This window comes from Streptomyces cyaneofuscatus, assembly GCF_000718135.1.
GTDB classification, from domain to species: domain Bacteria; phylum Actinomycetota; class Actinomycetes; order Streptomycetales; family Streptomycetaceae; genus Streptomyces; species Streptomyces cyaneofuscatus.
This window is the reverse complement of sequence record NZ_JOEM01000027.1, coordinates 37,276-61,156: the sequence shown is the minus strand read 5'-3', so window position 1 is coordinate 61,156 and position 23,881 is coordinate 37,276. Positions and strand designations below refer to the sequence as shown.

Annotated in this window: 23 protein-coding genes; 10 read left to right on the top strand and 13 right to left on the bottom strand. The window is 71.1% G+C overall.

The window, feature by feature from the left end:
* The first annotated feature begins 23 nt into the window (after window positions 1–23).
* A complete protein-coding gene (locus IF17_RS0132385) occupies window positions 24–656 on the top strand; it encodes a rhomboid family intramembrane serine protease (RefSeq protein ID WP_030573860.1) in 633 nt (210 codons plus the stop codon).
* Between the two features lie 16 nt (window positions 657–672).
* Here IF17_RS0132385 and mqnP read toward each other — a convergent pair whose 3' ends face one another.
* Both mqnP and IF17_RS0132375 read right to left on the bottom strand, forming a co-directional pair.
* Complete coding sequence (gene mqnP, locus IF17_RS0132380; protein WP_030573856.1) at window positions 673–1,593, bottom strand: menaquinone biosynthesis prenyltransferase MqnP; 921 nt, start codon at window positions 1,591–1,593, stop codon at window positions 673–675.
* Window positions 1,590–3,047, bottom strand: a complete 1,458-nt coding sequence (locus IF17_RS0132375; RefSeq protein WP_030573852.1) for a menaquinone biosynthesis decarboxylase — start codon at window positions 3,045–3,047, stop codon at window positions 1,590–1,592. Before IF17_RS0132375 ends, mqnP begins: the two co-directional genes overlap by 4 nt.
* A gap of 157 nt (window positions 3,048–3,204) precedes the next feature.
* Here IF17_RS0132375 and IF17_RS0132370 point away from each other — a divergent pair, with 157 nt between their 5' ends.
* Both IF17_RS0132370 and IF17_RS0132365 read left to right on the top strand, forming a co-directional pair.
* Window positions 3,205–3,579, top strand: a complete 375-nt coding sequence (locus IF17_RS0132370) for a PLD nuclease N-terminal domain-containing protein (RefSeq protein ID WP_030573848.1) — start codon at window positions 3,205–3,207, stop codon at window positions 3,577–3,579.
* A gap of 143 nt (window positions 3,580–3,722) precedes the next feature.
* Window positions 3,723–5,048 carry an aldehyde dehydrogenase family protein gene (locus IF17_RS0132365; RefSeq protein ID WP_030573845.1) on the top strand — a complete coding sequence of 442 codons (1,326 nt, stop codon included), beginning with the start codon at window positions 3,723–3,725 and terminating at the stop codon, window positions 5,046–5,048.
* A gap of 67 nt (window positions 5,049–5,115) precedes the next feature.
* On the opposite strand, the gene ccsB is transcribed toward IF17_RS0132365, so the two are convergent.
* The 8 genes from ccsB to hemL form a co-directional block, all read right to left on the bottom strand.
* Window positions 5,116–6,192 carry a c-type cytochrome biogenesis protein CcsB gene (gene ccsB, locus IF17_RS0132360; RefSeq protein WP_030573842.1) on the bottom strand — a complete coding sequence of 359 codons (1,077 nt, stop codon included), beginning with the start codon at window positions 6,190–6,192 and terminating at the stop codon, window positions 5,116–5,118.
* Window positions 6,189–8,033: a cytochrome c biogenesis protein ResB gene (gene resB, locus IF17_RS0132355; protein WP_030573840.1), complete on the bottom strand. Its 1,845-nt coding sequence runs from the start codon at window positions 8,031–8,033 to the stop codon at window positions 6,189–6,191. The genes ccsB and resB overlap by 4 nt, the downstream gene beginning before the upstream one ends.
* A 4-nt stretch (window positions 8,034–8,037) precedes the next feature.
* A complete protein-coding gene (locus tag IF17_RS0132350) occupies window positions 8,038–8,859 on the bottom strand; it encodes a cytochrome c biogenesis CcdA family protein (RefSeq protein ID WP_030573837.1) in 822 nt (273 codons plus the stop codon).
* Between the two features lie 4 nt (window positions 8,860–8,863).
* Window positions 8,864–9,466 carry a TlpA family protein disulfide reductase gene (locus tag IF17_RS0132345; RefSeq protein ID WP_030573834.1) on the bottom strand — a complete coding sequence of 201 codons (603 nt, stop codon included), beginning with the start codon at window positions 9,464–9,466 and terminating at the stop codon, window positions 8,864–8,866.
* A gap of 67 nt (window positions 9,467–9,533) precedes the next feature.
* Window positions 9,534–10,814: a polysaccharide deacetylase family protein gene (locus tag IF17_RS0132340; RefSeq protein ID WP_030573831.1), complete on the bottom strand. Its 1,281-nt coding sequence runs from the start codon at window positions 10,812–10,814 to the stop codon at window positions 9,534–9,536.
* A 108-nt stretch (window positions 10,815–10,922) separates the two neighbouring features.
* Window positions 10,923–12,356: an enterochelin esterase gene (gene fes / locus IF17_RS0132335; protein ID WP_030573828.1), complete on the bottom strand. Its 1,434-nt coding sequence runs from the start codon at window positions 12,354–12,356 to the stop codon at window positions 10,923–10,925.
* A gap of 203 nt (window positions 12,357–12,559) precedes the next feature.
* Window positions 12,560–13,285 (bottom strand): histidine phosphatase family protein, encoded by a 726-nt coding sequence (locus IF17_RS0132330; protein WP_030573825.1) that lies wholly within the window; start codon window positions 13,283–13,285, stop codon window positions 12,560–12,562.
* Window positions 13,282–14,553, bottom strand: a complete 1,272-nt coding sequence (gene hemL, locus IF17_RS0132325) for a glutamate-1-semialdehyde 2,1-aminomutase (RefSeq protein WP_076967421.1) — start codon at window positions 14,551–14,553, stop codon at window positions 13,282–13,284. The genes IF17_RS0132330 and hemL overlap by 4 nt, the downstream gene beginning before the upstream one ends.
* Before the next feature lie 478 nt (window positions 14,554–15,031).
* On the opposite strand from hemL, the gene IF17_RS0132320 reads away from it, so the two are divergent.
* A complete protein-coding gene (locus tag IF17_RS0132320; RefSeq protein ID WP_003968390.1) occupies window positions 15,032–15,469 on the top strand; it encodes a hypothetical protein in 438 nt (145 codons plus the stop codon).
* Between the two features lie 110 nt (window positions 15,470–15,579).
* A complete protein-coding gene (locus IF17_RS0132315) occupies window positions 15,580–17,010 on the top strand; it encodes a DUF2252 domain-containing protein (protein ID WP_030573820.1) in 1,431 nt (476 codons plus the stop codon).
* Window positions 17,011–17,115: 105 nt separating this feature from the next.
* Here IF17_RS0132315 and IF17_RS0132310 read toward each other — a convergent pair whose 3' ends face one another.
* Window positions 17,116–17,694 (bottom strand): TIGR03086 family metal-binding protein, encoded by a 579-nt coding sequence (locus IF17_RS0132310; RefSeq protein WP_030573817.1) that lies wholly within the window; start codon window positions 17,692–17,694, stop codon window positions 17,116–17,118.
* A gap of 100 nt (window positions 17,695–17,794) precedes the next feature.
* On the opposite strand from IF17_RS0132310, the gene IF17_RS0132305 reads away from it, so the two are divergent.
* Window positions 17,795–18,625 (top strand): AraC family transcriptional regulator, encoded by an 831-nt coding sequence (locus IF17_RS0132305; RefSeq protein WP_030573814.1) that lies wholly within the window; start codon window positions 17,795–17,797, stop codon window positions 18,623–18,625.
* Between the two features lie 47 nt (window positions 18,626–18,672).
* Window positions 18,673–19,407: a Mut7-C RNAse domain-containing protein gene (locus IF17_RS0132300; protein WP_030573811.1), complete on the top strand. Its 735-nt coding sequence runs from the start codon at window positions 18,673–18,675 to the stop codon at window positions 19,405–19,407.
* Between the two features lie 28 nt (window positions 19,408–19,435).
* Here the strand turns inward: IF17_RS0132300 and IF17_RS0132295 are convergent, their stop codons facing one another.
* Complete coding sequence (locus IF17_RS0132295) at window positions 19,436–19,981, bottom strand: hypothetical protein (protein WP_030573808.1); 546 nt, start codon at window positions 19,979–19,981, stop codon at window positions 19,436–19,438.
* A 184-nt stretch (window positions 19,982–20,165) separates the two neighbouring features.
* Here IF17_RS0132295 and IF17_RS0132290 point away from each other — a divergent pair, with 184 nt between their 5' ends.
* The gene (locus IF17_RS0132290; protein WP_018512680.1) at window positions 20,166–20,924 is read left to right on the top strand and encodes an SDR family NAD(P)-dependent oxidoreductase; all 759 of its coding nucleotides are present in this window, start codon (window positions 20,166–20,168) and stop codon (window positions 20,922–20,924) included.
* 274 nt (window positions 20,925–21,198) lie between these two features.
* Window positions 21,199–21,528, top strand: a complete 330-nt coding sequence (locus IF17_RS1000000138175; protein WP_237667092.1) for a hypothetical protein — start codon at window positions 21,199–21,201, stop codon at window positions 21,526–21,528.
* Between the two features lie 54 nt (window positions 21,529–21,582).
* Here the strand turns inward: IF17_RS1000000138175 and IF17_RS0132280 are convergent, their stop codons facing one another.
* Window positions 21,583–22,776 carry an RtcB family protein gene (locus tag IF17_RS0132280; protein WP_030573804.1) on the bottom strand — a complete coding sequence of 398 codons (1,194 nt, stop codon included), beginning with the start codon at window positions 22,774–22,776 and terminating at the stop codon, window positions 21,583–21,585.
* 183 nt (window positions 22,777–22,959) lie between these two features.
* On the opposite strand from IF17_RS0132280, the gene IF17_RS0132275 reads away from it, so the two are divergent.
* Complete coding sequence (locus IF17_RS0132275) at window positions 22,960–23,811, top strand: DUF3558 domain-containing protein (RefSeq protein WP_030573801.1); 852 nt, start codon at window positions 22,960–22,962, stop codon at window positions 23,809–23,811.
* The last annotated feature ends 70 nt before the right edge of the window (window positions 23,812–23,881 follow it).

Sequence of the window (23,881 nt, the reverse complement as noted above, 5' to 3'; positions counted from 1 at the left end):
CAACCCGGGGGCAGGGGCAGACCATGGGCGATTACTGGACCACCGACCGGAACAGCGGCTCCACCACGACCGGCAGCGCGCGGGCGCTCACGGCGGGGATCCTCATGGTGGGCTGGGTCGCGCTGCTGTGGATCCTCGAAGGGATCGACGTCGCGACCGGACACGCACTCGACACCTACGGCATCAGCCCGCGCGAGCTGGCCGAGCTGCGTGACGTCATACCCGCCGCGTTCCTGCACAGCGGCTGGGAGCACGTCGCGTCCAACAGCGTCCCGCTGCTGGTCCTCGGCTTCATCGCCGCCCTCGGCGGGCTGCGCAGATTCGCCGCCGTCGTCGTGACGATCATCCTGATCAGCGGCATAGGCGTCTGGCTGACCGCTCCCGCGTTCACGGTGACGCTCGGCGCCTCCGGCGTGGTCTTCGGGCTGCTGGGCTATCTGCTGGTCCGCGGCTTCGTGGACCGCCGGCCCTGGGACGTCCTCATAGGCATCGGCGTCGCCGTGGTCTACGGCTCGCTGCTCTGGGGCGTCCTGCCCACCGACTCGGGCGTCAGCTGGCAGGGCCACCTCTTCGGGCTCATAGGCGGCGTGGCGGCGGCCTTCTTCTTCCGCCGGCCGCCCGCGCGCCGGGGCCCGGACAACCTGGTCACGGTCTGAGCCACCGGCTACCGGGTCACGGAGTCAGGCCGCGCACCAGCAGGTCCAGCAGCGCGCAGGCGAAGAGCGCCATGCCGATGAAGCCGTTGACCGAGAAGAAGGCGCGGTTCAGCCGGGACAGGTCGTGCGGCCGCACCACGCGGTGCTCGTAGACGAACGCCACCGCGACGATCACCATGCCGATCCAGTAGAAGACCTCGGCGTCCGTCGCCAGGCCGAACCAGACCAGCAGCCCCGTCGTCACCGCATGACAGACCCGCGCGCCCCAGAGCGCCGCCGGGATACCGAAACGCGCCGGGAAGGAGAGCACCCCGTGGGCCCGGTCGGCCTGGACGTCCTGGCAGGCGAAGATCAGGTCGAAGCCGCCGATCCAGATGCCGACGGCCAGCCCCAGGATCACCGCGTCCCACGACCAGCTGCCGGTCACCGCGAGCCACGCGCCGATCGGGCCGATGGCCTGTGCGAGCCCCAGGATGGCGTGCGGGAAGTTCGTGAACCGCTTGCCGTACGGGTAGACCACCATCGGCACGACGGCCAGCGGCGCCAGCATCAGGCAGAGCGGGTTGAGCAGGGCGGCGGCGCCCAGGAAGACGGCGAGCGCGACGAGCGCCCCGGTCCACGCCGACCTCACCGACACCGCGCCGGTGACCAGCTCACGGCCCGCGGTGCGCGGGTTACGGGCGTCGATCTCCCGGTCGATGATCCGGTTGGCGGCCATGGCGAACGTCCGCAGCCCCACCATCGCGAGCGTGACGAGCAGCAGGACGCCCCAGTGGATCGTGCCGTCCAGCTGGAACATCGCGGTCAGCGCGGCGATGTACGCGAAGGGCAGCGCGAAGACCGAGTGCTCGATCATCACGAGCCGCAGGAACGCCTTCACCTTGCCGCTCGACGGCGCGGGGCCCTGGACGGACGCCGCCTCTGCCGCGCTGCTCACAGTCCGTACTCCTTCCAGCGGCGGTCGACCTTCGCCGCCGTCTCCGGGTCGGACTCGACCATCTCCGGCCAGCCTCCGTCCCGGGTGTAGCCCTCGGTGGGCAGCTTCCGGGTGGCGTCGATGCCCGCCTTGCCACCCCAGAACTGCTGGTACGAGGCGTGGTCCAGGTGGTCGACCGGGCCCTCGGTGACCGTGAGGTCCCGGGCGTAGTCGGTGTTGCCGAGCGCCCGCCAGGCGACCTCGTGCAGATCGTGGACGTCGCAGTCGGAGTCGACGACCACGATCAGCTTGGTCAGCGACATCATGTGCGCACCCCAGATCGCGCTCATCACCTTCTGCGCGTGCTTCGGGTACTTCTTGTCGATCGAGACGATCGCGCAGTTGTGGAAGCCGCCCGCCTCGGGCAGGTGGTAGTCCACGATGTCCGGCACGATGATCTTCAGCAACGGCAGGAAGAACCGTTCCGTTGCCCGGCCCAGCGGCCCGTCCTCGGTGGGCGGGCGGCCCACCACGATGGACTGGAGCAGCGGCCGCTTCCGCATGGTCACGCAGTCGATGGTCAGTGCGGGGAACGGTTCCTGCGGGGTGTAGAAGCCGGTGTGGTCCCCGAACGGGCCCTCCGGCAGCATCTCGCCCGGCTCCAGCCAGCCCTCGATGACGACCTCGGCCTGGGCCGGGACCTGGAGCGGCACGGTCTTGCAGTCGACCATCTCGATCCGCTTGCCCTGGACGAACCCGGCGAAGAGGTACTCGTCGATGTCCCCGGGCAGCGGTGCGGTGGAGGCGTACGTCACGGCGGGCGGGGCCCCGAAGGCGATGGCGACCGGCAGCCGCTCACCGCGCCGGGCGGCGACCTGGTAGTGGTTGGCGGAGTCCTTGTGGATCTGCCAGTGCATCCCGATGGTGCGCTTGTCGTGGCGCTGGAGGCGGTAGAGCCCCAGGTTCCGTACGCCGGTCTCGGGGTGCTTGGTGTGGGTGAGGCCCAGGTTGAAGAAGGAGCCGCCGTCGCCGGGCCAGGTGAAGAGCGCGGGCAGCTGCTCCAGGTCGACGTCGTCGCCCTTCAGCACGACTTCCTGGACCGGCGCGTCGTCCGACTTCACCTTCTTCGGCGGTACGTGGACCATCGAGCCGAGCTTGCCGAAGGCCTCCCGGACGCCGACGAAGCCCTGCGGCAGCTCCGGCTTGAGCAGCCCGCCGATCTTGTCGCTGATGTCGCTGTACGACTTCAGCCCGAGCGCCTTGAGCAGGCGCCGGTCGGTGCCGAAGACGTTCATGGCCAGGGGCATCGAGGACCCCTTGACGTTCTCGAAGAGCAGGGCGGGGCCGCCCGCCTTGTTCACCCGGTCGACGATCTCGCCGACCTCCAGATAGGGGTCGACCTCGGCCTTGACGCGCTTGAGATCACCATCGCGTTCAAGAGCCCGGAGCAGGGAGCGGAGATCGTCGTAAGCCATGCGGTCCAGTTTGTCATCCCCGCCTCCGCGCCCCCGCCGGGGCTCCCCCGGCTCCTGGCCCCGGTTCGGCGGCGGTCAGCCGGTACCCTGGCCGCGACACCGGGGAACACCGAGCCCCGCCGCCCGCTCCACTGGGGGACGCGCCATGAGAGCCCTGATGTTCATCCTGCCGCTGGCGCTGATGATCTACGCCTTCATCGACTGCCTGAACACCTCGGAGGAGGACACCAAGCATCTGCCCAAGATCGCCTGGGTCTTCATCATCCTGCTGTTCTGGGTCGTCGGCTCGATCGGCTGGCTCTTCGCGGGCAAGGTGCGGCACAGCGCGGCCGGGGGCGCCGGACTCTCCTCGTGGCAGCCGGGCGGCAGGCGGCAGCAGTGGGTGGCCCCGGACGACAACCCGGACTTCCTGAAGTCCCTCAAGGACGACAAGGACGCCAAGGCGGCCGAGCGCGCGGCCGCCGAGGAGGAGGAGCGGGGACGCCGCGAGGGCGGTACGGGCCCTGACGACAAGACCCCGCCCACTTCCTGACGGGCTATTCCTCCCGGCAGGGGTGATCTTTCCGACCGGCGCGGTGGGCGCGTCAGGCGGGTGGCGTCGGCCATCCTCGAAGGGGTAACGCAGCGCGCGTCCTTCTTTTACGGTCACGCGTGACCCTCTTGAGGAGCCCCCACATGCCCGCCACCCCCACCGAGACCCCCGCCGACCTCGTCGCCCGCCTCCGCGCCACCTTCCGCACCGGCCGCACCAAGGACCTCGCCTGGCGCACCGGCCAGCTGGAGCGGCTGCGCGCCCTCCTCACCGAGCACGGCGACGACCTCGCGGACGCCCTCCGCGCCGACCTGGGCAAGAGCCGCAAGGAGGCGTACCGGACCGAGATCGACTTCACGGTCCGGGAGATCGACCACACCCTGGAGCACCTCGCCGACTGGCTGCGGCCCGAGCCCGCCCCCGTACCGGCGCATCTCGCGCCCACCGGGGCCACCGCGCAGACCGTGCTGGACCCGCTCGGCGTCGTCCTGGTCATCGCGCCCTGGAACTACCCGGTGCAGCTGCTGCTCGCCCCCGTCGTGGGCGCCCTGGCCTCCGGGAACTGTGTGGTGGCCAAGCCCAGCGAGCTGGCGCCCGCGACCTCCGCCGCCGTGGCCCGGCTGCTCCCGCAGTACCTGGACACGGAGGCGGTCGGGGTCGTGGAGGGCGCGGTCGAGGAGACCACCGCCCTGCTGGAACAGCACTTCGACCACATCTTCTACACCGGCAACGGCACGGTCGGCCGGATCGTCATGACGGCCGCCGCCAAGCACCTCACCCCGGTCACGCTGGAGCTCGGCGGCAAGTCGCCCGTCTTCGTCGACCGGGGTACGGACCTGAAGGCCGTGGCCGGGCGGCTCGCCTCGGGCAAGTTCCTCAACGCCGGGCAGACCTGCGTCGCCCCCGACTACGTACTGACCGACCCGGAGACCGCCCCGGCCCTCGCGGAGGCGCTGGCGGCCGCCGTGGAGGGGCTGTTCGGGGCGGACCCGGCGGAGCACCCGGAGTACGGGCGGATCGTGAACGAGCGTCACTTCGACCGGCTGACGGGCCTGCTGGACTCCGGCCGTACGGTGACCGGCGGCGCCCACGACCGGGACACCAAGTACATCGCGCCGACCGTGCTGGCCGATGTCGCGCCGGACGCGCCCGTGATGGGCGAGGAGATCTTCGGCCCGATCCTGCCCCTGGTCACGGTGGACGGCCTGGATGAGGCGATCCGCTTCATCAACGACCGGGACAAGCCGCTGGCGCTGTACGCGTTCACCGACTCCCCCGCCGTACGGGACCGGCTGCTGGCCGAGACCTCGTCGGGCGGCGTCGGCATCGGGCTGCCGCTGGCCCATCTGACCGTCTCGGACCTGCCGTTCGGCGGGGTCGGCGAGAGCGGCATGGGCAGCTACCACGGCCGGTACTCCCTGGAGACGTTCAGCCACCGCAAGGCGGTCCTGGACACCCCGCTGAGCTGACGACACGTACGAAGGCGCCCCGGACGGTTTCGGATTCCGTCCGGGGCGCCTTCGTACGTACGTGGTCTCAGACCCCGGCGTAGGAGTGCAGACCGGTGACGAAGATGTTCACGCCGTAGTAGTTGAACAGCCAGCAGGCGAAGGCGACCAGCGCCAGGTAGGCGGCCTTGCGGCCCTTCCAGCCGGCCGTGGCGCGGGCGTGCAGGTAGGCGGCGTAGGCGACCCAGGTGATGAAGGACCAGACCTCCTTGGGGTCCCAGCCCCAGTACCGGCCCCAGGCGTCGCCCGCCCAGATCGCGCCCGCGATGATCGTGAACGTCCAGAGCGGGAAGACCGCCGCGTTGATCCGGTACGCGAACTTGTCCAGCGAGGACGCGGAGGGCAGCCGCTCCATGACGGAAGCGGCGAACTTCCCCGGCGTACCGCCGCCCGCGAGCTTGTTCTCGTAGCTGTCGCGGAAGAGGTAGAGCACCGTGCCGACCGCGCCGAGGTAGAAGACCGCCCCGCAGATGATCGCGGTCGAGACGTGGATCCACAGCCAGTACGAGTGCAGCGCGGGCACCAGCTGGTCGCTGTCGGTGTAGAGCGTCGTGACTGCGATGCCGAGGTCCAGGAGGACCGTGGTGACCAGCGGGAGGCCGATCCAGCGGACGTTCTTCTTCAGCGCGAGCAGCACGAGGTAGGAGCCGACCGCCACGGTGGAGAAGGTGATCGAGAACTCGTACATGTTGGCCCAGGGCGCCCGCTGCACCGACAGGGCACGGGTGATGACCCCGCCCGCCTCCACGGCGAAGGCCACCACGGTCAGCGAGACCGCGATCCGGCCCCACAGGTCGCCCTTGAACGTCCCGCCCGCGGCGCCAGGCCCGTCCGGCACGTCCCGGGTCCCGGCGGCGGAGCGGGTGACGACCTTCGGCCGCTCCAGCACGGCGGTGGAGCCGCCCTGGGCGACGACCACCGGGGCGGAGGCGCCGGCCGCGGAGCCGGACAGCGCGGCGGCCGTGCGGCCGACCTTGCTGCGGCTGCCGAGGACCCACTCCGCGATGTGCGCGAAGAAGGCCAGGGTGTAGACGGCCATCGACGAATAGATCAGCACATTGCTGGTGTGCGCCAGGCTCTCGTTGGTTGCGGCGGCGAGATTCACTTCTCAGCCCCTTCGGCAGGTGCGTCAGCAGGGTGTACGGGCCGGCTCCCGGCCTCGTTCGCGTCAGGTTTCTCCGGCGCGTCAGGTTTCTCCGGCGCGACGGGTTTCTCCGGCGCGACGGGTTTCTCCGGCGCGACCGGCGCCGTCGTGATCAGGGCGGCCGCGAGGTCGCCCAGCTCCTCCGGCAGCTTCGCGGACTCGCTGCGGCCGAGGCCCGCCATCTCCACGACGGTCACCCCGTCCTCGCCGCGGACCGCCCGGACCCAGACCCGGCGGCGCTGGATGAACAGCGATCCGGCGAGCCCGGCGATGGCCGCGATGGCGCCGCCGAGCGCCCAGCCGTTGCCCGGCTGCTGCGAGATCTGGAAGCTCGCCCACTCCTCGATGCCGTCGAAGGTGATGGAGCCCTCGCCGTCGGCCAGGTCCAGCTTCTCGCCGGGGCGCAGCATCTTCTTGAGGAGCTCGCCGTCCTCGTTCTTGAACTCCTTCATCTTGGACGTGTCGAGCTGGTACACGTTCTGCGGCAGGCCGGAGTCCACCCCGAGGGAGCCCCGGTAGGCGCTCAGTGCCAGCACCGGGAACTCCGCGCCGGGGAACTGCGAGAACATCTGGCCCTTGCCGTGGCCCGCGAAGGTCGGCACGAAGAAGGCCTTGAAGCCGAGCTGCGTCTTGACGCCGTATCTGTCGCGGTAGCCGTCCATCACCTTGATCGCGCCGGTCGAGGTGATGTTGTTGTCGATCGGCAGCAGAGGTACGGAGCTCCGCAGGACGACCTTGCCCTTGCCGTCCCGGACGGTGACGACCGGGGCGTAACCGTGGGCGATGAGGTAGACCTTGGTGCCGTCCACGACGAGCGGTTCGTTGACGCGGATGACGCTCTTGCGCTCGGGGCCGTCCGCGCCCTCGGTGTACTTCACCCGGGCCTCGAAGGTACGGGGCGTGCCGCGCTGCGGGCCGCTCTCCTCGTACGTACCGACGAAGTCGTCCAGGACGAAGCTGAAGGGGGCCAGCGAGTCGGAGTCGTAGAGCGAGCCGGACTTGAAGTCGTCGTACTGGGTGAGCGTGTTGGCGAAGCCGTCGCCCTCCACGACCAGCTTGCCGCCCTCGGACTTGAACAGCTGCCCGGCGGCGAAGGCCACCAGCATCACGATCAGCGCGATGTGGAAGATGAGGTTCCCGGCCTCGCGGAGGTAGCCCTTCTCGGCGGCGACCGCGTCACCCACCGGGTGGGCCCGGAAGCGCCGCTTGCCCAGCACGCCGAGGGCCGCCTCGCGGACCGCCTCGGGCTCGGCCTCCGTGCGCCAGGTGGTGTACGCGGGCAGCCGGGTCAGCCGCTTCGGGGCGCCCGGCGGGCGGCTGCGGAGCTGGCCGACGAACTGACCGGTGCGCGGCACGATGCAGCCGATGAGCGAGACGAACAGCAGGATGTAGATCGCGGAGAACCACACCGAGCTGTAGACGTCGAAGAGCTGGAGCTTCTCGTAGATCGGCGTGAGGGTGGTGTGCTGGTCCTTGAAGTTCTGGACCTTCAGGTCGTCGACGCTGGTCTGCGGGATCAGCGAGCCGGGAATGGCGCCGAGCGAGAGCAGGAAGAGCAGGATCAGCGCGACCCGCATCGAGGTGAGCTGACGCCAGAACCAGCGGATCCAGCCGACCACGCCCATGGCGGGGACGCCGGTCCCGGACTCGGACTCGGTCTCGGGGCGCTCCTCGCGGGGCGCGGTGGAGAGCTGCTCGCCGGCCGCGTGGTCGACGCGCTCCTGCTCGCGCTCGGCCTCGGTCCCGGCCCCGGCGGCGTCGGTACGAGCACCGGTGTCCGTGCTGCTGTTCGCCTTGCTCATGAACTCAGATCCCCACAACGAAGCCGCTGGACCAGCCCTGCATCTGCTGCATGAGCGTCGCCCACACGCCCGTCAGCAGCAGGAGTCCGGTCACGATCATCATGCCGCCGCCGATCCGCATGACCCAGGCGTAGTGGCGCTTGACCCAGCCGAACGCGCCGAGCGCCTTACGGAAGGCGACCGCGGCCAGGATGAACGGGACGCCGAGTCCGAGACAGTACGCGACGGTCAGTATCGCGCCACGTCCGGCGGTGGCGCTCTGGGCCGAGAGCGCCAGCACGGAGGAGAGCGTCGGGCCGATGCACGGGGTCCAGCCGATCCCGAACAGGGCGCCGAGCAACGGTGCTCCGGCCAGACCGGTCACCGGCCGCTTGTGGAAGCGGAACTCGCGCTGCGTCACCCCCGGCAGCAGCCCCATGAAGAAGATCCCCATGAGGATCATCAGCCCGCCGAGGACCTTGTTGAGCACCTCGGAGTGCATCTGGAGCTCGTCACCGAAGTAGCCGAAGAGCGCCCCGGTGGAGGCGAACACGGCGGTGAAGCCGAGGACGAAGAGCGAGGCGCCCGCCACCACCCGGCCCCGCCGGGCGTCGGCCAGGTCGGTGCCGCTGACCCCGGTGACGTAACTCAGATAGCCGGGGACGAGCGGCAGGACGCAGGGCGAGAAGAAGGAGACGAGCCCGGCCAGCAGGGCGATGGGCACGGCCAGCAGCAGGGCCCCGCCGACGACGGTCTCGTTGTACGCGGCCAGCGTGAGCGTGCTCGCGACGGTGTCGTTGTACGGGGCGAGCGCGACGGTGTCGTTGTACGCGGCGAGCGGGATCACCGGATCACTTCTCCGCGATGATCGGGTCGATCATCTCGTGCAGCTGCTCGGCGTCCAGCGGCTGGAGCGTGCGGGCCGCGATCTTCCCCTCCCGGTCGACCACCACGGTGGACGGGATGGCCTTCGGGTTCACGGTGCCCTTGGGGAAGCGGAGGATGAGCTTGCCGATCGGGTCGAAGAAGCTCGGGTAGGTGACCCCGTAGTCCTTCTCGAAGTTGATCGCGGGGTCCTTCTGCGCGTCCCGGGTGTTGATGCCGATGAACTGCACGCCCTGGTCGGCGGTCTCCTCGGAGACCTTGGCGAAGTACTTCGCCTCCAGGCGGCAGGGCCCGCACCAGGAGCCCCAGACGTTGAGCACGACGACCTTGCCCTTGTAGTCGGCGAGGTCGAGCGGCTTGCCGTCCAGGCTCTCGCCCTGGAGCTTCGGCGCGTCCGGGCGCTCCTCCTTCGCGACCCGGGAGATGCCCCCCTTGCCGGTGACGAAGTTGGTGTTGCCGCCGCCCTGGGCCGTGTTGCCGTCCCCGCACGCGGTCAGCGTCAGGGCACCGGCTACGGCGGTGGCGGCGAGCAGGGTGAAGCGGCGTCGGGACGGGCGGCCAAAGCTCATGTGAAAAGTTTCGCATGGCAGTTCCGGGGATCTCCCGCACCCCCCTCGGTGCCCGTAAAGCCCCTTGTCAGGCCTGTTTAAAGAAGGAGTTCCAGCCGCCTGCGGGTGCCTGTCCGACCTCCAGGGTGCGGAGCTTGGCGAGGACCGCGGGATCCTGCACGTCGAGCCAGTCGACGAACTGCCGGAAGGAGACGAGGCGCACATCCTTCTTACCGGCTGTCTTCTTGATCACTTCTTCCACGGCATCCATATAGATGCCGCCGTTCCACTCCTCGAAGTGATTGCCGATGAAGAAGGGCGCGCGATTCGTCGTGTAGGCGCGCTCGAAACCGTTCATGTACGCGCCGGTGGCCTGCTTGCGCCAGCCCGGATAACGCGAGGGCATCCCCTTGGTCGAATTCTGCGACTGATTGGCGAGGATGTTGTAGTCCATCGAGAGGACCTCGAAGGAGTGGCCGGGGAACGGCATGGCCTGGAGCGGGAGATCCCAGACGCCGCCGCGCTTGACGGGCCACGTCTGGCGGCCGCCGGGCGAGCTGGCGTCGTAACGCCATCCCAGTTTGCTCGCGGTCGGCAGGAGATTGTCCTGGCCGAGCAGACAGGGGGTGCGGCCGCCGATCAACTCCTTTCGGTAGTCGAACGGCAGCGGGTCCTCGCTCTCCCACCCGCTGTTGGTCTTCCATTCCGTGACGAACGACACAGCCTGATCGATCTCGCTCCGCCATTGCGCGGGGGTCCAGCGTTCGACGGATCCGGAGCCGCCACAGAAGTGCCCGTTGAAGTGCGTGCCTATCTCATGGCCGTCCAGCCAGGCCTGGCGTACGTACTTCAGCGTGTCCTTCACATGGCCGTCGGTGAGATAGCCGATGTCGGAGGCGCCGCGGGGGTTGTTCGGGGGACGGTAGAGGGATTTCTTCGACTCGGGCAGCAGATACAGCCCGGAGAGGAAGAAGGTCATCGCCGCGTCATGGTCCTTGGCCAGTTCCAGAAAGCGCGGGAAGAGGCCGTTGCCGACCTCGCCCGCCCCGTCCCAGGAAAAGATCACGAACTGCGGCGGCGTCTGGCCGGGTTCGAGCGGGACGGGGGCGGCGGGCTGACGGGGCTGCTTCCCGGTGTCGGCGGTGGAGCCGTCGCCGATCAGCCGGACCTTGTCCTTCGGCGAACCGTTTCCGCTGTTGCCGCCGCTGCCGGTGTCGCCCTTGCCGCCGGTGCCGGAGCCGGTGTCACCCTTGCCGCTGCCGCCCCCCGAGGAGCCGGAGGAACCGGAGAAACCGCAGCCGGCGAGCCCGATCGCCGCCGCCGTGCCGAGCCCCGCGCCGAGCAGTCCCCTTCGATTGATGTCGCGCATGTCGTCCCCATCTGCGGTCGTTTTATCTCAAGGCCATACAAACTGCTGGACAGTGAGAGGCCTTGAGCGACGCGACGGTTCCGTGCAATTGGGGAGTTTCTCTACGCTTTACCTTGCGGCGGGGCGTCCGGGCAGCCCTGCGGAGCACACGGCCGAGCGGCCGGCCGGGCCCGCCCCACCCTGCGACTCTGCCGCGTTCACGTCAAGGCCGGTGCCCACCAGCTCCACCAGGGCGTCCGCCAGGAACCCTCGCCAGCAGGCGTAGTCGTGGCCGCCGTTGTGGAGGTTGCGGGTGACCCGGTGCCCCCGGGCGCGCAGCACCGCCTGGAGGGCCTCGGTGTGTTCCGCCAGGGCCCCCTCGTGCAGGCCGACGTCGAAGTGGACGGCGGCCCCGCGCGCCCCGCCCGGCGGCCCGTCGCGGAGTCCGGCGGCGAGCGTGGCCAGCCAAGGGGTCCCGACCGCGTCCGGCGCCACGGCCCCGGGCTCCAGGCCCGGCCGCCACCACAGCGACGGGGACTGCGCGACGACCGCGCCGAACCGCTCGGGCCGGGTGAGGCCCGCGTACAGCGCGGTCATCCCGCCGAGCCCCTGCCCGGCCACCACCGTCCGCTCCGGCCGCGCGGTCAGCGGCCACCGGGCGCTCGCCCAGGGCACCACCTCGTCGGCCAGGAAGGAGACGTAGCTCTCCCGCCCGCCCAGCTCCAGCCGGCGCGTGGCGGTGCCGACGGCGTCCGGGGCGAGGACGGCGAGCGGCGGGAGGACCCCGTCGGCGATCAGCGCGTCCAGCGTGTCCTGGAGGCCCAGCCGGTCGAACCACATGTCCCCGTCGCAGAGCACCAGCAGCGGCAGCCGGCCCTCCTCCCCGGGCTCGTACGCCGGCCGGTACGGGAGCGCGTCCGGCGGCAGGTAGACCCACACGTCCCGCGCGGCACCCAGGACACCGGCCGCGACGGTGTGCCGCTCGACCCCGCCGCGCGCGACGGCGGGGCGCCGGGCGGACCAGGGCTGGGGCGGGGCGTCGGGCAGGGCGAAGACGGAGTCCTGTGCGTCACGCCACCGGACCGGTATCCGGGCCGGGTTGAGCGGGTCGCCCCCGCCGTGCGCGCGCAGCGCCAGCAGCCGCCGTTGGAGCAGGGCGGGATCGGCGGGGGCGGGCCCGGCGGAGATGTCGGCCACCATCCGGTAGGAGCCGCGGTGGTCGGCGCGCAGCCGGCGGCCGAGGTACCAGATGTCGGTGCCCGGCAGGTGGTGCAGGAGCGAGTCGGCGAGCCGCTCGGGGTCGGTGATGCCCGGGGCCATCAGCAGGACCCGGCGGGTGGCGCGGTGGCCGCGCCACAGGAAGGTGACGGCCCGGTGGCCGGGGGCGTCGTCGAGCTCCTCGACGAGGGGGGTGCCGGTGCGGGCGGCCTCGGCCCAGAAAGCCTCGGTGAGGGCGTCCCGGGCCTCGGCGTCCGCGGCCGCTTCGAGCTGCCGGGCGAGCCGGGCGACGCGGGGGCCGGTGACCGGCCGGGGGGCGGCGTCCACGTCCGTACAGTCACTCATCTGCGGACCGCCTCACCGGGCCGCACCGCGGCGCCCGTCTCGGGTCGGGGAGGGTGGTCGGGGCAGGGTGCGTCATCGCTCCACCGTTCTCGTCAGAGCCAACTTAGCTTAGGCTAACCTAACGTACCGACATCTCTGACGAAGAACGGGACCGACCGCGGTGGCGGTCGGTCCCGTATGTTCACGGCGCGTGCGTACGGGGATTACGCGCCGAAGGCCTTCGACTTCCCCTTCACCGGCTTCGCCCCGGCCAGCAGGTGCGCGGGCACCAGGTCCCGGGCCGGCTCCGAGTAGCCCACCGAGACGATCCGGTCGCCCTGGTACGTGAAGCTGGTCAGCGAGGCCAGCGTGCACTGGCGCTTGCGCGGGTCGTGCCAGAGCCGGCGGCGCTCCACGAACGAGCGGACGATCCAGATCGGCAGCTGGTGGCTGACGCAGACCGCCTCGTGCCCGCGCGCCGCGTCCTTGGCCGCGTCCAGCGCGCTCACCATGCGGACGACCTGCTCGACGTACGGCTCACCCCAGGACGGCTTGAACGGGTTGGTGAGGTGCTTCCAGTTCTCCGGCTTCCGCAGCGCCCCGTCACCGACGCCGAAGGTCTTGCCCTCGAAGACGTTGGCGGCCTCGATGAGCCGCTCGTCGGTGGCCAGGGCCAGGCTGTGCGACTTGGCGATGGGCGCGGCCGTCTCCTGGGCACGCTCCAGCGGCGAGGCGACGACATGGGTGATGTCGCGCTTCTCCAGGTGCTCGGCGACCCGGTCCGCCATCTGCCGGCCCAGCTCGGAGAGGCTGAACCCGGTGCGGCGCCCGTACAGCACACCGTCCGGGTTGTGCACCTCGCCGTGGCGCATCAGGTGCACCACGGTGATGTCCTTGCGGGCGCTCCCGCTCCCGGCGTTCTCGGTGCTCCCGGCGTTCTCGGTGCTCATGCGGTGGCCTCCGATGCGGCACGGGCGGCGGCGGGCAGGGCGGCGGCGATCCGCTCGACCGCCCGCTCGTCGTGGGCGGTGGAGACGAACCAGGACTCGAAGGCGGAGGGCGGCAGGTAGACGCCCTGCTCCAGCATCGAGTGGAAGAAGGCGGTGAAACGGAAGGCTTCCTGCTTCTTCGCGTCGTCGTAATTACGGACCGGCTCGTCCGTGAAGAAGACCGAGAACATGTTGCTCGCCGAGGAGACGGTGTGCGCGACGCCTTCCTTGGTGAACGCGTCACCCACCAGGGAGCGCAGTTCGGCGGAGACCGCGTCGATCTTCGCGTACGCCGCGTCGTCGAGCAGCCGCAGCTGCGCGAGGCCGGCGGCGGTGGCGACCGGGTTCCCGGAGAGGGTGCCCGCCTGGTAGACCGGGCCGGCCGGGGCGAGGTGCGCCATCACGTCGGCGCGGCCGCCGAAGGCCGCGGCGGGGAAGCCGCCGCCCATGACCTTGCCGAAGGTCATCAGGTCGGGGCGGACGCCGTCGATGCCGTACCAGCCGGCCTTGGACGTACGGAAGCCCGTCATGACCTCGTCGGAGATGTACAGGGCGCCGTCGGCGGCGCACAGCTCCTTGAGGCCGGCGTTGAAGCCCTCGGCGGGCGGGACGACGCCCATGTTGCCGGGCGAGGCCTCGGTGATCACGCAGGCGATCTCGCCGGGGTGCGCGGCGAAGGCGGCCCGCACGGCGTCCAGGTCGTTGTACGGCAGCACGACGGTGTCCCCGGCCGTGGCGCCCGTGACACCGGGGGTGTCGGGCAGGCCGAAGGTGGCGAGGCCGGAGCCGGCGGCGGCCAGGAGGGCGTCCACGTGACCGTGGTAGCAGCCGGCGAACTTCACGACCTTGGCGCGGCCGGTGAAGCCGCGGGCCAGCCGGATCGCCGACATCGTCGCCTCGGTGCCGGAGGAGACCAGGCGGACCTGCTCGACCGGTTCGATCCGCGCCACGATCTCCTCGGCCAGCGCGACCTCGCCCTCACCCGGCGTACCGAAGGAGGTGCCCCGGGAGACCGCTTCCTGGACGGCGGCGATGACCTCGGGGTGGGAGTGACCGAGAATCATCGGCCCCCACGAGCAGACGAGGTCGACGTACTCACGGCCGTCGGCGTCGGTGAGGTACGGACCGGTGCCGGACACCATGAACCGGGGCGTACCGCCCACGGCCCGGAAGGCACGCACGGGTGAGTTCACGCCGCCGGGCGTCACGACGGACGCCCGGTCGAACAGCGACTGCGAAACTGGGGCTTCGTATGAATACGCCACTTTGGTCCTGATCTGCGATTCGGGTATCGGGAGGCCGGGCCGGAGAATCCAAGGTAATCCCGGCCACCGGTGAGCAGGGAGCGCGCTCCCCCCGTATCACGGAAGAGCGTCGGCACCCTCACGTCTGCGAAACTGGGGCGACATAGGGAAAGCTCACACATGCCATGGTGTCAGAGGCACGGACGGTCTTGCGGACAGGTGTTTCACCGCACGCCCGTGGGGGAGGTCACTGACACGATGATCGGGTTGCGCGGCGGGGGCTGTGTCTCCTAAGAAGTAGTCGGGTGGATGAGATATGCATCGCGGTGGCGGAGTGGGCGAAGGGACCGACGACCTGGGGCCCGAGCCTGCCCGGCGAGGGCGGCACCGGCGACGGGCCGAGCACGCCCAGGGCAGGGGCGCGGAGAGCACACCGCCCCCCGGGATCAGGAGCAGTGGCGGGATGGGGGTGACCTACAAGTATTTCGGCGCCCCGGACGGGGCGACCGCCGCACGGGTGCCCATTTCGATGCGCCCGGAGGAGCTGGGCGGCGACGAGCTGGGCATGGGCGGCATGTTCACCAAGATCAAGCCGGAGACGGTGGCCGCCATGGTGCTGACCGGCATCCAGGGCATACCCCTGCACAAGGTCCCCCCGCTGGAACTGGTCGTCCTCCACCCGGACTACGCGGTGGTCAAGCTCCCGATGACCGTCGTCGACCCCCTGCGCGGTGTCGGCGAGGAATCCGTCGGCGCGGCGGCCTTCATCTGGTCCACGGTCCCCGACCGCGGCGGCCCGCGCGACGCCTTCAACGTCTACCAGCTGCTCCACGAGTGGCAGGACTTCTCCCACCGGCTGCATGACGCCGGGCACCAGGCGTACTGCCTGGTCTGGCCCTGAGCCGGAATCACACCGGCTGATCCGGCCCTGAGGCGGACACCGCCGGTTCAGGCGCGCCCTGCGCGATCCCCCGGCGGGTCCTACCGTGGGACCAGGCAGGAGGGCCGCCCATGTCCCACGACACCACCACCGCCATGCGGGCCGAGCCCCGCCTCACACCCGCCGAGCGTGCGGCGCTCGGCAAGGAGGCACGGCGCCGCTCATCCCGGTCGGGCCACGCCGGGTACGAGCCGTCCCCCGGCCGCCCCGACCCGCTGGCGGTCCTGGAGGCGCAGTCCGCGGCCCGGGTGCCCGAGCTCGTACCGATCCGCTACAGCCGGATGACGGAGTCCCCGTTCCGCTTCTACCGGGGCGCCGCCGCGATCATGGCGTCCGACCTGGCCGGCACCCCGGTCTCGGGGATCACGGCCCAGCTCTGCGGCGACGCGCACCTGCTGAACTTCCGCCTGCTCGCCTCGCCGGAGAGGCAGCTGATGTTCGACATCAACGACTTCGACGAGACCCTGCCGGGGCCCTGGGAATGGGACGTCAAACGGCTCGCGGCGAGCCTCGTCATCGCGGGCCGGGCCAACGGCTTCGACGACACCGAGCGCGCCCGCGTCGTGCGCGCCACGGTCCGCTCGTACCGCACGGCGATGATCCGCTTCGCGGAGACGGGCAACCTCGGCGTCTGGTACGCGAAGATCGACGCGGACCTCCTGGAGGCCCTGGCCACCGGGCGCCACGGGACCAAGCACGGTCGCCGGAACCTGGTCCGGGCGATGGCGAAGGCCCGTACCCGCGACAGCCTCCAGGCCTTCGACAAGCTCACCCGGACGGTCGCCGGCCGCCCCAGGATCGCCCCCGACCCGCCGCTGCTCGTCCCGGCCGCCGACCTGCTGCCCGACCTCGAACGCAGCGCCCTGGAGGACCGGTTCCGCGGCCTGCTCCAGCGGTACGGCCGCACCCTCGCCTCCGACCGGCGCCACCTCCTGGCCGACTACCGCCTGGCCGACGTCGCCCGCAAGGTCGTCGGCGTGGGCAGCGTCGGCACCCGGTGCTGGATCTTCCTCCTCCTCGGCCGGGACGACCGGGACCCGCTCCTCCTCCAGGCCAAGGAGGCCGACACCTCGGTACTCGCCGCGCACACCGGCCCGAGCCGGTACCGCAACCAGGGCGAGCGGGTGGTCTCGGGCCAGCGGCTGATGCAGGCCACGAGCGACATCTTCCTCGGCTGGGAACGGGTCGACGGCATCGACGGCAAGCGGCGCGACTTCTACATCCGCCAGCTGCGGGACTGGAAGGGCATCGCCGTGCCGGAGAAGATGCGGCCCAAGGACATGCGGGTCTTCGGCGAACTGTGCGGGGCCACATTGGCCCGCGCCCACGCACGGTCCGGCGACCGCATCGCGATCGCCGCGTACCTGGGCGGCGGCGACACGTTCGACCGCGCGCTCGCCACCTTCGCGGAGGCGTACGCCGACCAGAACGAGCGCGACCACCGAGCCCTCGTCGACGCCGTACGCACGGGGCGGCTGCCCGCGGCGGAGCCGCCCGCCTGAACGCCCGCCGGACCGGCCCCACCTGCGCCGATTCGGTCGGATCACGCCAAATAAATGGCTGAAGTCCGACCTTCGGCCGACCTGCCCGGAACGCGTACGCCGCGCTCAGCCCCCGGCCGGACCGCTCCACCCCGGATCGCGCCCCGTCACGGCCAGCACCCGCTCGAAAGCCGTAGCCCCCGCCCCCACCGGGAACGGCTCACCGAACACCTTCATCTCCCGGGCCTGCGGCGCCAGAGCCGCCAGCCCCGGCCCCACCTCCTCGACCACCCCCGGATCCGGGACGAACTCCGCACCCGTCGCCCGCGCCAGGTCCCACGCGTGCACGGTCAGATCGCCCAACACCATCAGCCCCACCGTCCGGGCCGACAGCCCCATCTGCCCGGTCGCGCCCTCCTCGGCACCCGGCACGCTCCACGCCTCCACCAGCCGGGCGGTCTCCTCACCGAAGCTGCCCCGCCAGTCACCCGTCACGAACTCCGGCTCCCGGCCGAAATCCGCCTCCTCACGGGCCGCGAGGGCCTGGAAGTTCACGACCACCAGGAACAGGTGGTTCAGCAGCGCCCGTACGTCGTACTCCTCGCACGGCGTACGGCGGTCCAGCTGCCCGTCGTCGATCCCCCGCACGACGGGCAGAGCCCGGCCGGCGGCGGCTTCCAGCAATGCACCGATCGTCTGTGTCATGGCTCCCACGCTCCCCCTCCGCACCCGCCCCGTCTTGAAGAAACGCGACAGGAGGAAACGCGACAGGCCCCACCGCCGGACACGCCCTAGGATCGATGTCATGGCCGCCGCCGGACCTCGCCGCGACACCCGGGGCATCGTGGACGCCCCGGACCTGTTCACGCGCGTCCACTTCCGCCGCCGCGAGCCCGCCCCCGCGCTCCGCCCCTACCTGGAGCACTACTGGCTCATCGACTGGGACCTCGACCAGCCGTACGCGGCCCACGTCGTCCCGCACCCGTCGGTGAACCTCGTCGTCCAGCGGTACGAGGCCGGGGAGAGCGCCCGCGAACGAGCCGGGTACGCCGAGGTGGCGGGCATCGGCCTCGGACTCTTCACCCGGAAGCTGACCGGGCGCGGCCGGGTCTGCGGGGTGCAGTTCCGGCCCGGCGGATTCCGCCCGTTCGCGCCGGAGCACGCCCTGAGCGACCTGACCGGACGCCAGGTCGACGCCGCCGAGGTGCTGCGTACGCCGCCGCCCCTCGGCGCCGTCCTGGACCCGGCCGACGAGGACGCCCGGGTCGCCGCACTGGACGCCTGCCTGCTCGCCCTGGAGCCGCGCCCCGACCCGCAGGCCACGCTGGCGATGGAGCTGGCCGACCGGGTGCGTACGGACCGCTCGGTGTGCCGGGCCGGACAGCTCGCCCGGGACACGGGCCTGACCCCGCGCTCCCTGCAACGGCTCTTCTCCGCGTACGTCGGGGTGGGCCCGAAGTGGGTCATCCTCCGCTACCGCATCCACGAGGCGCTGGAGCGCGCGGAGTCCGACCCGGCGGTGGACTGGGCGCGGCTGGCGGCGGACCTCGGCTACAGCGACCAGGCCCACCTGGTACGGGACTTCACCGCCACGGTGGGCGTGCCCCCGACGGCGTACGCCGCGCCACCTCCGTAGCCCCAATTCCCTGGCAGCCCACCCCGCCCCGGTGACATCCTGACCAGGTGAACGGACCCGAGATCACCCTCGAAGTAGCCCCTGAGCTGCGGCTCTTCGTCCCCCACGACCGACGCCAGGGACCCACTCCGCTCACCACCGACGGCGCCTCCACCCTCGGCCATGTCATCGAGTCCCTCGGCGTCCCGCTCACCGAGGCCGGGGAACTCCTCGCGAACGGCGCCCCGGTGACCCGCTCCCACATCCCGGGACCGGACGAACACATCGAGGTACGGGCCGTCGAACGCCCCCAGCAGGTCCCCGGCGCACCCCTGCGCTTCCTCCTCGACGTCCATCTCGGCACGCTGGCGCGCAGGTTGCGGCTGCTCGGCGTGGACGCGGCGTACGAGAGCGAGGACATCGGCGACCCCGCGCTCGCCGCCCTCTCCGCGCGGGAGCGGCGCGTCCTGCTCTCCCGGGACCGCGGGCTGCTGCGCCGCCGGGAGATCTGGGCGGGGGCGTACGTCTACAGCGACCGCCCCCAGGAACAGCTCCGCGACATCCTCGGCCGCTTCGCCCCGGCCCTCGCCCCGTGGACCCGATGCACCGCCTGCAACGGGACGCTGGCGGGGGCGGACAAGGCCGCGGTGAGCGATCTGCTGGAGCACGGCACCCAGCAGGCGTACGACGTGTTCGCGCAGTGCACGGAGTGCGCCCGGGTGTACTGGCGGGGCGCGCACCACGGGCACCTGGAGACGATCGTGGCCGACGCGGTACGGGAGTTCGGCGGCGCGGCGGCGTAGCGACGGGCCCCACCGGACCCGGACCGGCTCAGAAGGCGTACGCGTCCCCGGTGGCGGGCGCGAGCACCTCGTGCACGTCGTTCGTGCGGTCCGTGTCCCGCGCCCCGCCGCTCCAGACGGTGTCGAGCCGTACGACGACCTCGTCGGGGCTGCCGGCCAGCGTCAGGTCGAGCGCGGTCTGCCGGGCCCCGCCGGCGGAACGCAGCCCGCCCGTCTCGCAGAGCACGGTCGCCTTGCCGCCCCGGAGGCAGCCGTACGGCAACTCCTGGCTCGCGGCGAGCGGCGCGGAGAAGCGCAGCCGTACGGTCGAGGCGGTCACATCGGAGGGCCCCCGGTTCTCGGACCGGATCCGGATCGCGATGTGGTCCCCCCAGAGGGAGACGTGCCCGTGATGGGAGAGGTCCGCCCGGGGCACGGGGGCGGCGGGGGCGGCGGCAGCTCCCGGAGCGGACGCCGCATCGACAGGGTCCACATCAACAGGCGCCGCGGCGGCGCCCGCCGCCAGTACGGTCGTCGCCGCCATCGCCACGGCGGCGGACAGCGGCCTCAGCAGTCCTTTACGCGTCAGTCCCATGCCCGAAAGATACGGATACCACCCGATAACCCGATGAAAGGACGAACTCGACGCGCTCTTACCCACCCGCACAGCCCACGCGCGTCATGCAGGTCACGTATCGCGAACCTGGGACACCCGGGCCGGGCGGGCAACGGCTGCCTATTCTTTTCCCGTTACCGATCAACTGCCCGAGGAGATCGCCATGACCGCCACCCCCATCGCCGTCGTCACCGGCGCGAGCAGCGGCATCGGCGCCGCGACCGCCCGCACCCTGGCCGCCGCCGGATACCGGGTCGTGCTCACCGCGCGCCGCAAGGACCGGATCGAGGCGCTCGCCGCCGAGATCACCGAGGCCGGCCACGAGGCGACGGCCTACGCCCTGGACGTGACCGACCGCACGGCCGTCGACGAGTTCGCCACCGCCTTCCGCTCCCTCGCCCTCCTCGTCAACAACGCGGGCGGCGCACTGGGCGCCGACCCGGTCGCGACCGGCGACCCCGCCGACTGGCGCCAGATGTACGAGACGAACGTGATCGGCACCCTCAACGTCACCCAGGCCCTGCTCCCCGCCCTCACCGCGAGCGGCGACGGCACCATCGTGATCCTCTCCTCCACCGCCGCCCTCTCCTCCTACGAGGGCGGCGGCGGCTACGTGGCCGCCAAGCACGGCGAGCACGTCCTCGCGGAGACCCTGCGCCTGGAGATCGTCGGCACCCCGGTCCGCGTGATCGAGGTGGCCCCCGGCATGGTCAAGACCGACGAGTTCGCCACCACCCGCTTCCGCGGCGACACCGAGAAGGCCGCCAAGGTCTACGCGGGCGTGGACGCCCCCCTCACCGCCGAGGACGTGGCCGACACCATCGGCTGGGCCGTCACCCGCCCCAGCCACGTCAACATCGACCTCCTGGTCGTCCGCCCCCGCGCCCAGGCCTCCAACACGAAGGTCCACCGCGTGCTCTGAGGCCCCCGCCTCCCGTCGACCACTCGTACGGGTGATCAGCGCCGATCACCCGCCCGGTCGCCGCATGCGCTGCCTAGGGTCGTTCGCACCAGAACGCAGCAGCCCCCGGTCAGGATTGGCGTCCCGGCCGAGGGCCTCACCACCAAGGAAGTAGGGCTTCCCGTGGCTGGACACGACCCTAGCGCGCCCGCACTCTTCGAGATCGGCGCTCCCGCACCCGCGCCATCCACCACACGTGCCACTTCGAGCTTCATGGATCTTGAAGATCCCCGCTATGCCTACATGTTCGGCTTCCTCCAGGCCGACGGCCACCTGGCACCCGGCACAGGCCGGAAAGGCCGTCGGCGCCTACCTGTGCCGATACGCCAAGGTCGTCACGGGAGCCGCCCGGCAGATCGGGCGGAACGCCCGTGACGGGGTCTACAACGTCGTCTACACCAAGGAGGCGGCCGTCCAGCTGGCCGAGCACCTCTACTACCCGGATTGCCTCTCCCTCGCGCGCAAGCAAACGGCTGCCTCGTCGCTGGCCTCCTGTTCGGTACGCCTCTGGCGGCTGAAGACCGGGCAGGTCCAGCGCCCCGAGGACGTTCCGCCGGGCACGTAGACGCCCCGAGCACGGGTGAGGGGCGCGCCGCCCCCGGCGACGACGCCCCTCACCTCAGCCCTTGATGCAGATGACCTGCTTGAGCTTCGCGACGACCTCGACCAGGTCCCGCTGCTGCTCCATGACCTGCTCGATCGGCTTGTACGCGGCCGGGATCTCGTCCAGGACACCGGAGTCCTTGCGGCACTCCACACCGCGCGTCTGCTCCTCCAGGTCGCGCACCGTGAAGCGCCGCTTGGCCGCGTTCCGGCTCATCCGGCGACCGGCTCCGTGGGAGGCCGAGTTGAACGCCTTCTCGTTGCCGAGACCCTTCACGATGTACGAGCTGGTGCCCATCGAGCCGGGGATGATCCCGTACTCACCGGAGCCCGCGCGGATCGCTCCCTTGCGGGTGACCAGCAGGTCCGCTCCGTCGTACCGCTCCTCCGCCACGTAGTTGTGGTGACAGGAGATCTCCTGCTCGAAGACCGGCTTCGCCTTCTTGAACTCCTTGCGGACCACGTCCTTGAAGAGCCCCATCATGATCGCGCGGTTGTACTTGGCGTACTCCTGCGCCCAGTACAGATCGTTCCGGTAGGCGGCCATCTGCGGGGTGTCCGAGACGAACACCGCCAGGTCCCGGTCGACGATGCCCTGGTTGTGCGGCAGCTTCTGCGCGATGCCGATGTGGTGCTCGGCCAGCTCCTTGCCGATGTTCCGGGAGCCGGAGTGCAGCATCAGCCACACGCTCCCGTCACTGTCCAAGCAGAACTCGATCATGTGGTTGCCCGATCCAAGCGTTCCCATCTGCTTCGTGGCACGTTCCTGACGGAATCTGACCGCTTCCGCGATCCCGTCGAACCGCCCCCAGAAGTCGTCCCACCCGGACGTCGGGAACCCGTGCAGCCGCCCCGGGTCCACGGTCTCGTCGTGCATCCCGCGGCCCACCGGAATGGCCTGTTCGATCTTGGAGCGCAGCCGTGACAGGTCGCCGGGAAGATCGTTCGCCGTCAGGGACGTCCGCACCGCGGACATCCCGCAGCCGATGTCGACCCCCACCGCGGCCGGGCAGACCGCGCCCTGCATCGCGATCACCGAACCGACCGTGGCCCCCTTGCCGAAGTGGACGTCCGGCATGACGGCGAGACCCCTGATCCAGGGCAGCGTGGACACGTTCCGCAGCTGCTGCATCGCCACGTCCTCGACCGACGCGGGATCGGTCCACATACGGATGGGGACCTTCGCCCCCGGCACCTCTACGTACGACATAACTCCTCGATTCCCCCGAGATTCCCCCGAAAAGACGGAAAGCGCAAAACCGGGCCCAAGGTCGGCAAATAAGTCGGCCGACGGGCATTCACAGCGGCGCGTGCGATACACATTGTGTCCATCGGCCGCCTCCGAGCGGCAACATGTTTTCCGTACCGAAGGGAGCCTGGGACGGTGCGACACATGGCGTACGTACCCGGCGTCGCGCTCCTCGCAGCGCTCGCCGTCGGCTGCAGTGCCGGCTCCGACGGCAGCGCCACCGACGCCGACAGCAAGCCGGGCGGCCCCACCGTCACCACCGCGCCCCCGGGCAAGTACCGGACCCTGCCCGCGCCCTGCCGCGCCGTACCCTCCTCCACGCTCAAGGACCTGCTCCCGGGCGTCGCGGAGCTGCCCCGGCAGCAGCAGGAGAAGGCGTTGCGGGGGTCGCCGACCATCACGTACGACACCGACCGCAAGGTCGGCTGCAGCTGGAAGGCCGACGCCCCGGACTCCTCCCGGAACCTCTCGATCGACTTCGAACGTGTCGTGTCGTACGACCCCCTCGTGAGCGACGACGACCGCGCCCGCTCCCTGTACGTGAAGAAGGAGAACGCCGCCGAGCTGCCGGGGAGCTCCACGACCGGCACAGCCCCGGAGAAGGGCGCGCCGACCGGCACGGGCGGAGGGGAGAAGGGGCAGGAGAAGGAGACCGGGAAGGCCGGTGACGGCACGGGCTCGACGGATCCCTCACCCTCCGCCTCCGCCGGTACCTCATCCGGCACCCCCGGAACGCCGGGCGGCGGCGACGAGGATCTGCGGCCGCGGGTGGTCGACGGGCTCGGAGATGCGGCGTTTCTGGACGATCTCCTCACCCGGGCAGGTTCCACCGCACAGCACCGCACGGTGAGCGTGGTATTCCGCACATCGAACGTGATCGTGACCGTCCGGTACGGCGAGCAGCCGGCCCTCGTCACCAAGGTGCCCGACAGCAAGGAACTGCAGGACAAGGCCCAGGCACTGGCCCGGAAGCTGGCCGAGGTGATCAGCGAGTAGGGGCGCGTACGGGCCCTCCGGGCTGCCCGTCCGCGGGCCGTCCGGGGCCGGGACGAGGGCGCCGCGGGGG

What these genes read in the sequence shown, in the direction of transcription:
- IF17_RS0132340 (WP_030573831.1), bottom strand. Translation starts at nt 10,814, where the DNA reads ATGCGCGACATCAATCGAAGGGGACTGCTCGGCGCGGGGCTCGGCACG.
- IF17_RS0132345 (WP_030573834.1), bottom strand. Translation starts at nt 9,466, where the DNA reads ATGAGCTTTGGCCGCCCGTCCCGACGCCGCTTCACCCTGCTCGCCGCC.
- IF17_RS0132330 (WP_030573825.1), bottom strand. Translation starts at nt 13,285, where the DNA reads ATGAGCACCGAGAACGCCGGGAGCACCGAGAACGCCGGGAGCGGGAGC.
- IF17_RS1000000138175 (WP_237667092.1), top strand. Translation starts at nt 21,199, where the DNA reads ATGCCTACATGTTCGGCTTCCTCCAGGCCGACGGCCACCTGGCACCCG.
- IF17_RS0132275 (WP_030573801.1), top strand. Translation starts at nt 22,960, where the DNA reads ATGGCGTACGTACCCGGCGTCGCGCTCCTCGCAGCGCTCGCCGTCGGC.
- fes (WP_030573828.1), bottom strand. Translation starts at nt 12,356, where the DNA reads ATGAGTGACTGTACGGACGTGGACGCCGCCCCCCGGCCGGTCACCGGC.
- IF17_RS0132305 (WP_030573814.1), top strand. Translation starts at nt 17,795, where the DNA reads ATGGCCGCCGCCGGACCTCGCCGCGACACCCGGGGCATCGTGGACGCC.
- IF17_RS0132370 (WP_030573848.1), top strand. Translation starts at nt 3,205, where the DNA reads ATGTTCATCCTGCCGCTGGCGCTGATGATCTACGCCTTCATCGACTGC.
- IF17_RS0132365 (WP_030573845.1), top strand. Translation starts at nt 3,723, where the DNA reads ATGCCCGCCACCCCCACCGAGACCCCCGCCGACCTCGTCGCCCGCCTC.
- IF17_RS0132280 (WP_030573804.1), bottom strand. Translation starts at nt 22,776, where the DNA reads ATGTCGTACGTAGAGGTGCCGGGGGCGAAGGTCCCCATCCGTATGTGG.
- IF17_RS0132295 (WP_030573808.1), bottom strand. Translation starts at nt 19,981, where the DNA reads ATGGGACTGACGCGTAAAGGACTGCTGAGGCCGCTGTCCGCCGCCGTG.
- IF17_RS0132290 (WP_018512680.1), top strand. Translation starts at nt 20,166, where the DNA reads ATGACCGCCACCCCCATCGCCGTCGTCACCGGCGCGAGCAGCGGCATC.
- IF17_RS0132320 (WP_003968390.1), top strand. Translation starts at nt 15,032, where the DNA reads ATGGGGGTGACCTACAAGTATTTCGGCGCCCCGGACGGGGCGACCGCC.
- IF17_RS0132315 (WP_030573820.1), top strand. Translation starts at nt 15,580, where the DNA reads ATGTCCCACGACACCACCACCGCCATGCGGGCCGAGCCCCGCCTCACA.
- IF17_RS0132385 (WP_030573860.1), top strand. Translation starts at nt 24, where the DNA reads ATGGGCGATTACTGGACCACCGACCGGAACAGCGGCTCCACCACGACC.
- resB (WP_030573840.1), bottom strand. Translation starts at nt 8,033, where the DNA reads ATGAGCAAGGCGAACAGCAGCACGGACACCGGTGCTCGTACCGACGCC.
- IF17_RS0132310 (WP_030573817.1), bottom strand. Translation starts at nt 17,694, where the DNA reads ATGACACAGACGATCGGTGCATTGCTGGAAGCCGCCGCCGGCCGGGCT.
- IF17_RS0132375 (WP_030573852.1), bottom strand. Translation starts at nt 3,047, where the DNA reads ATGGCTTACGACGATCTCCGCTCCCTGCTCCGGGCTCTTGAACGCGAT.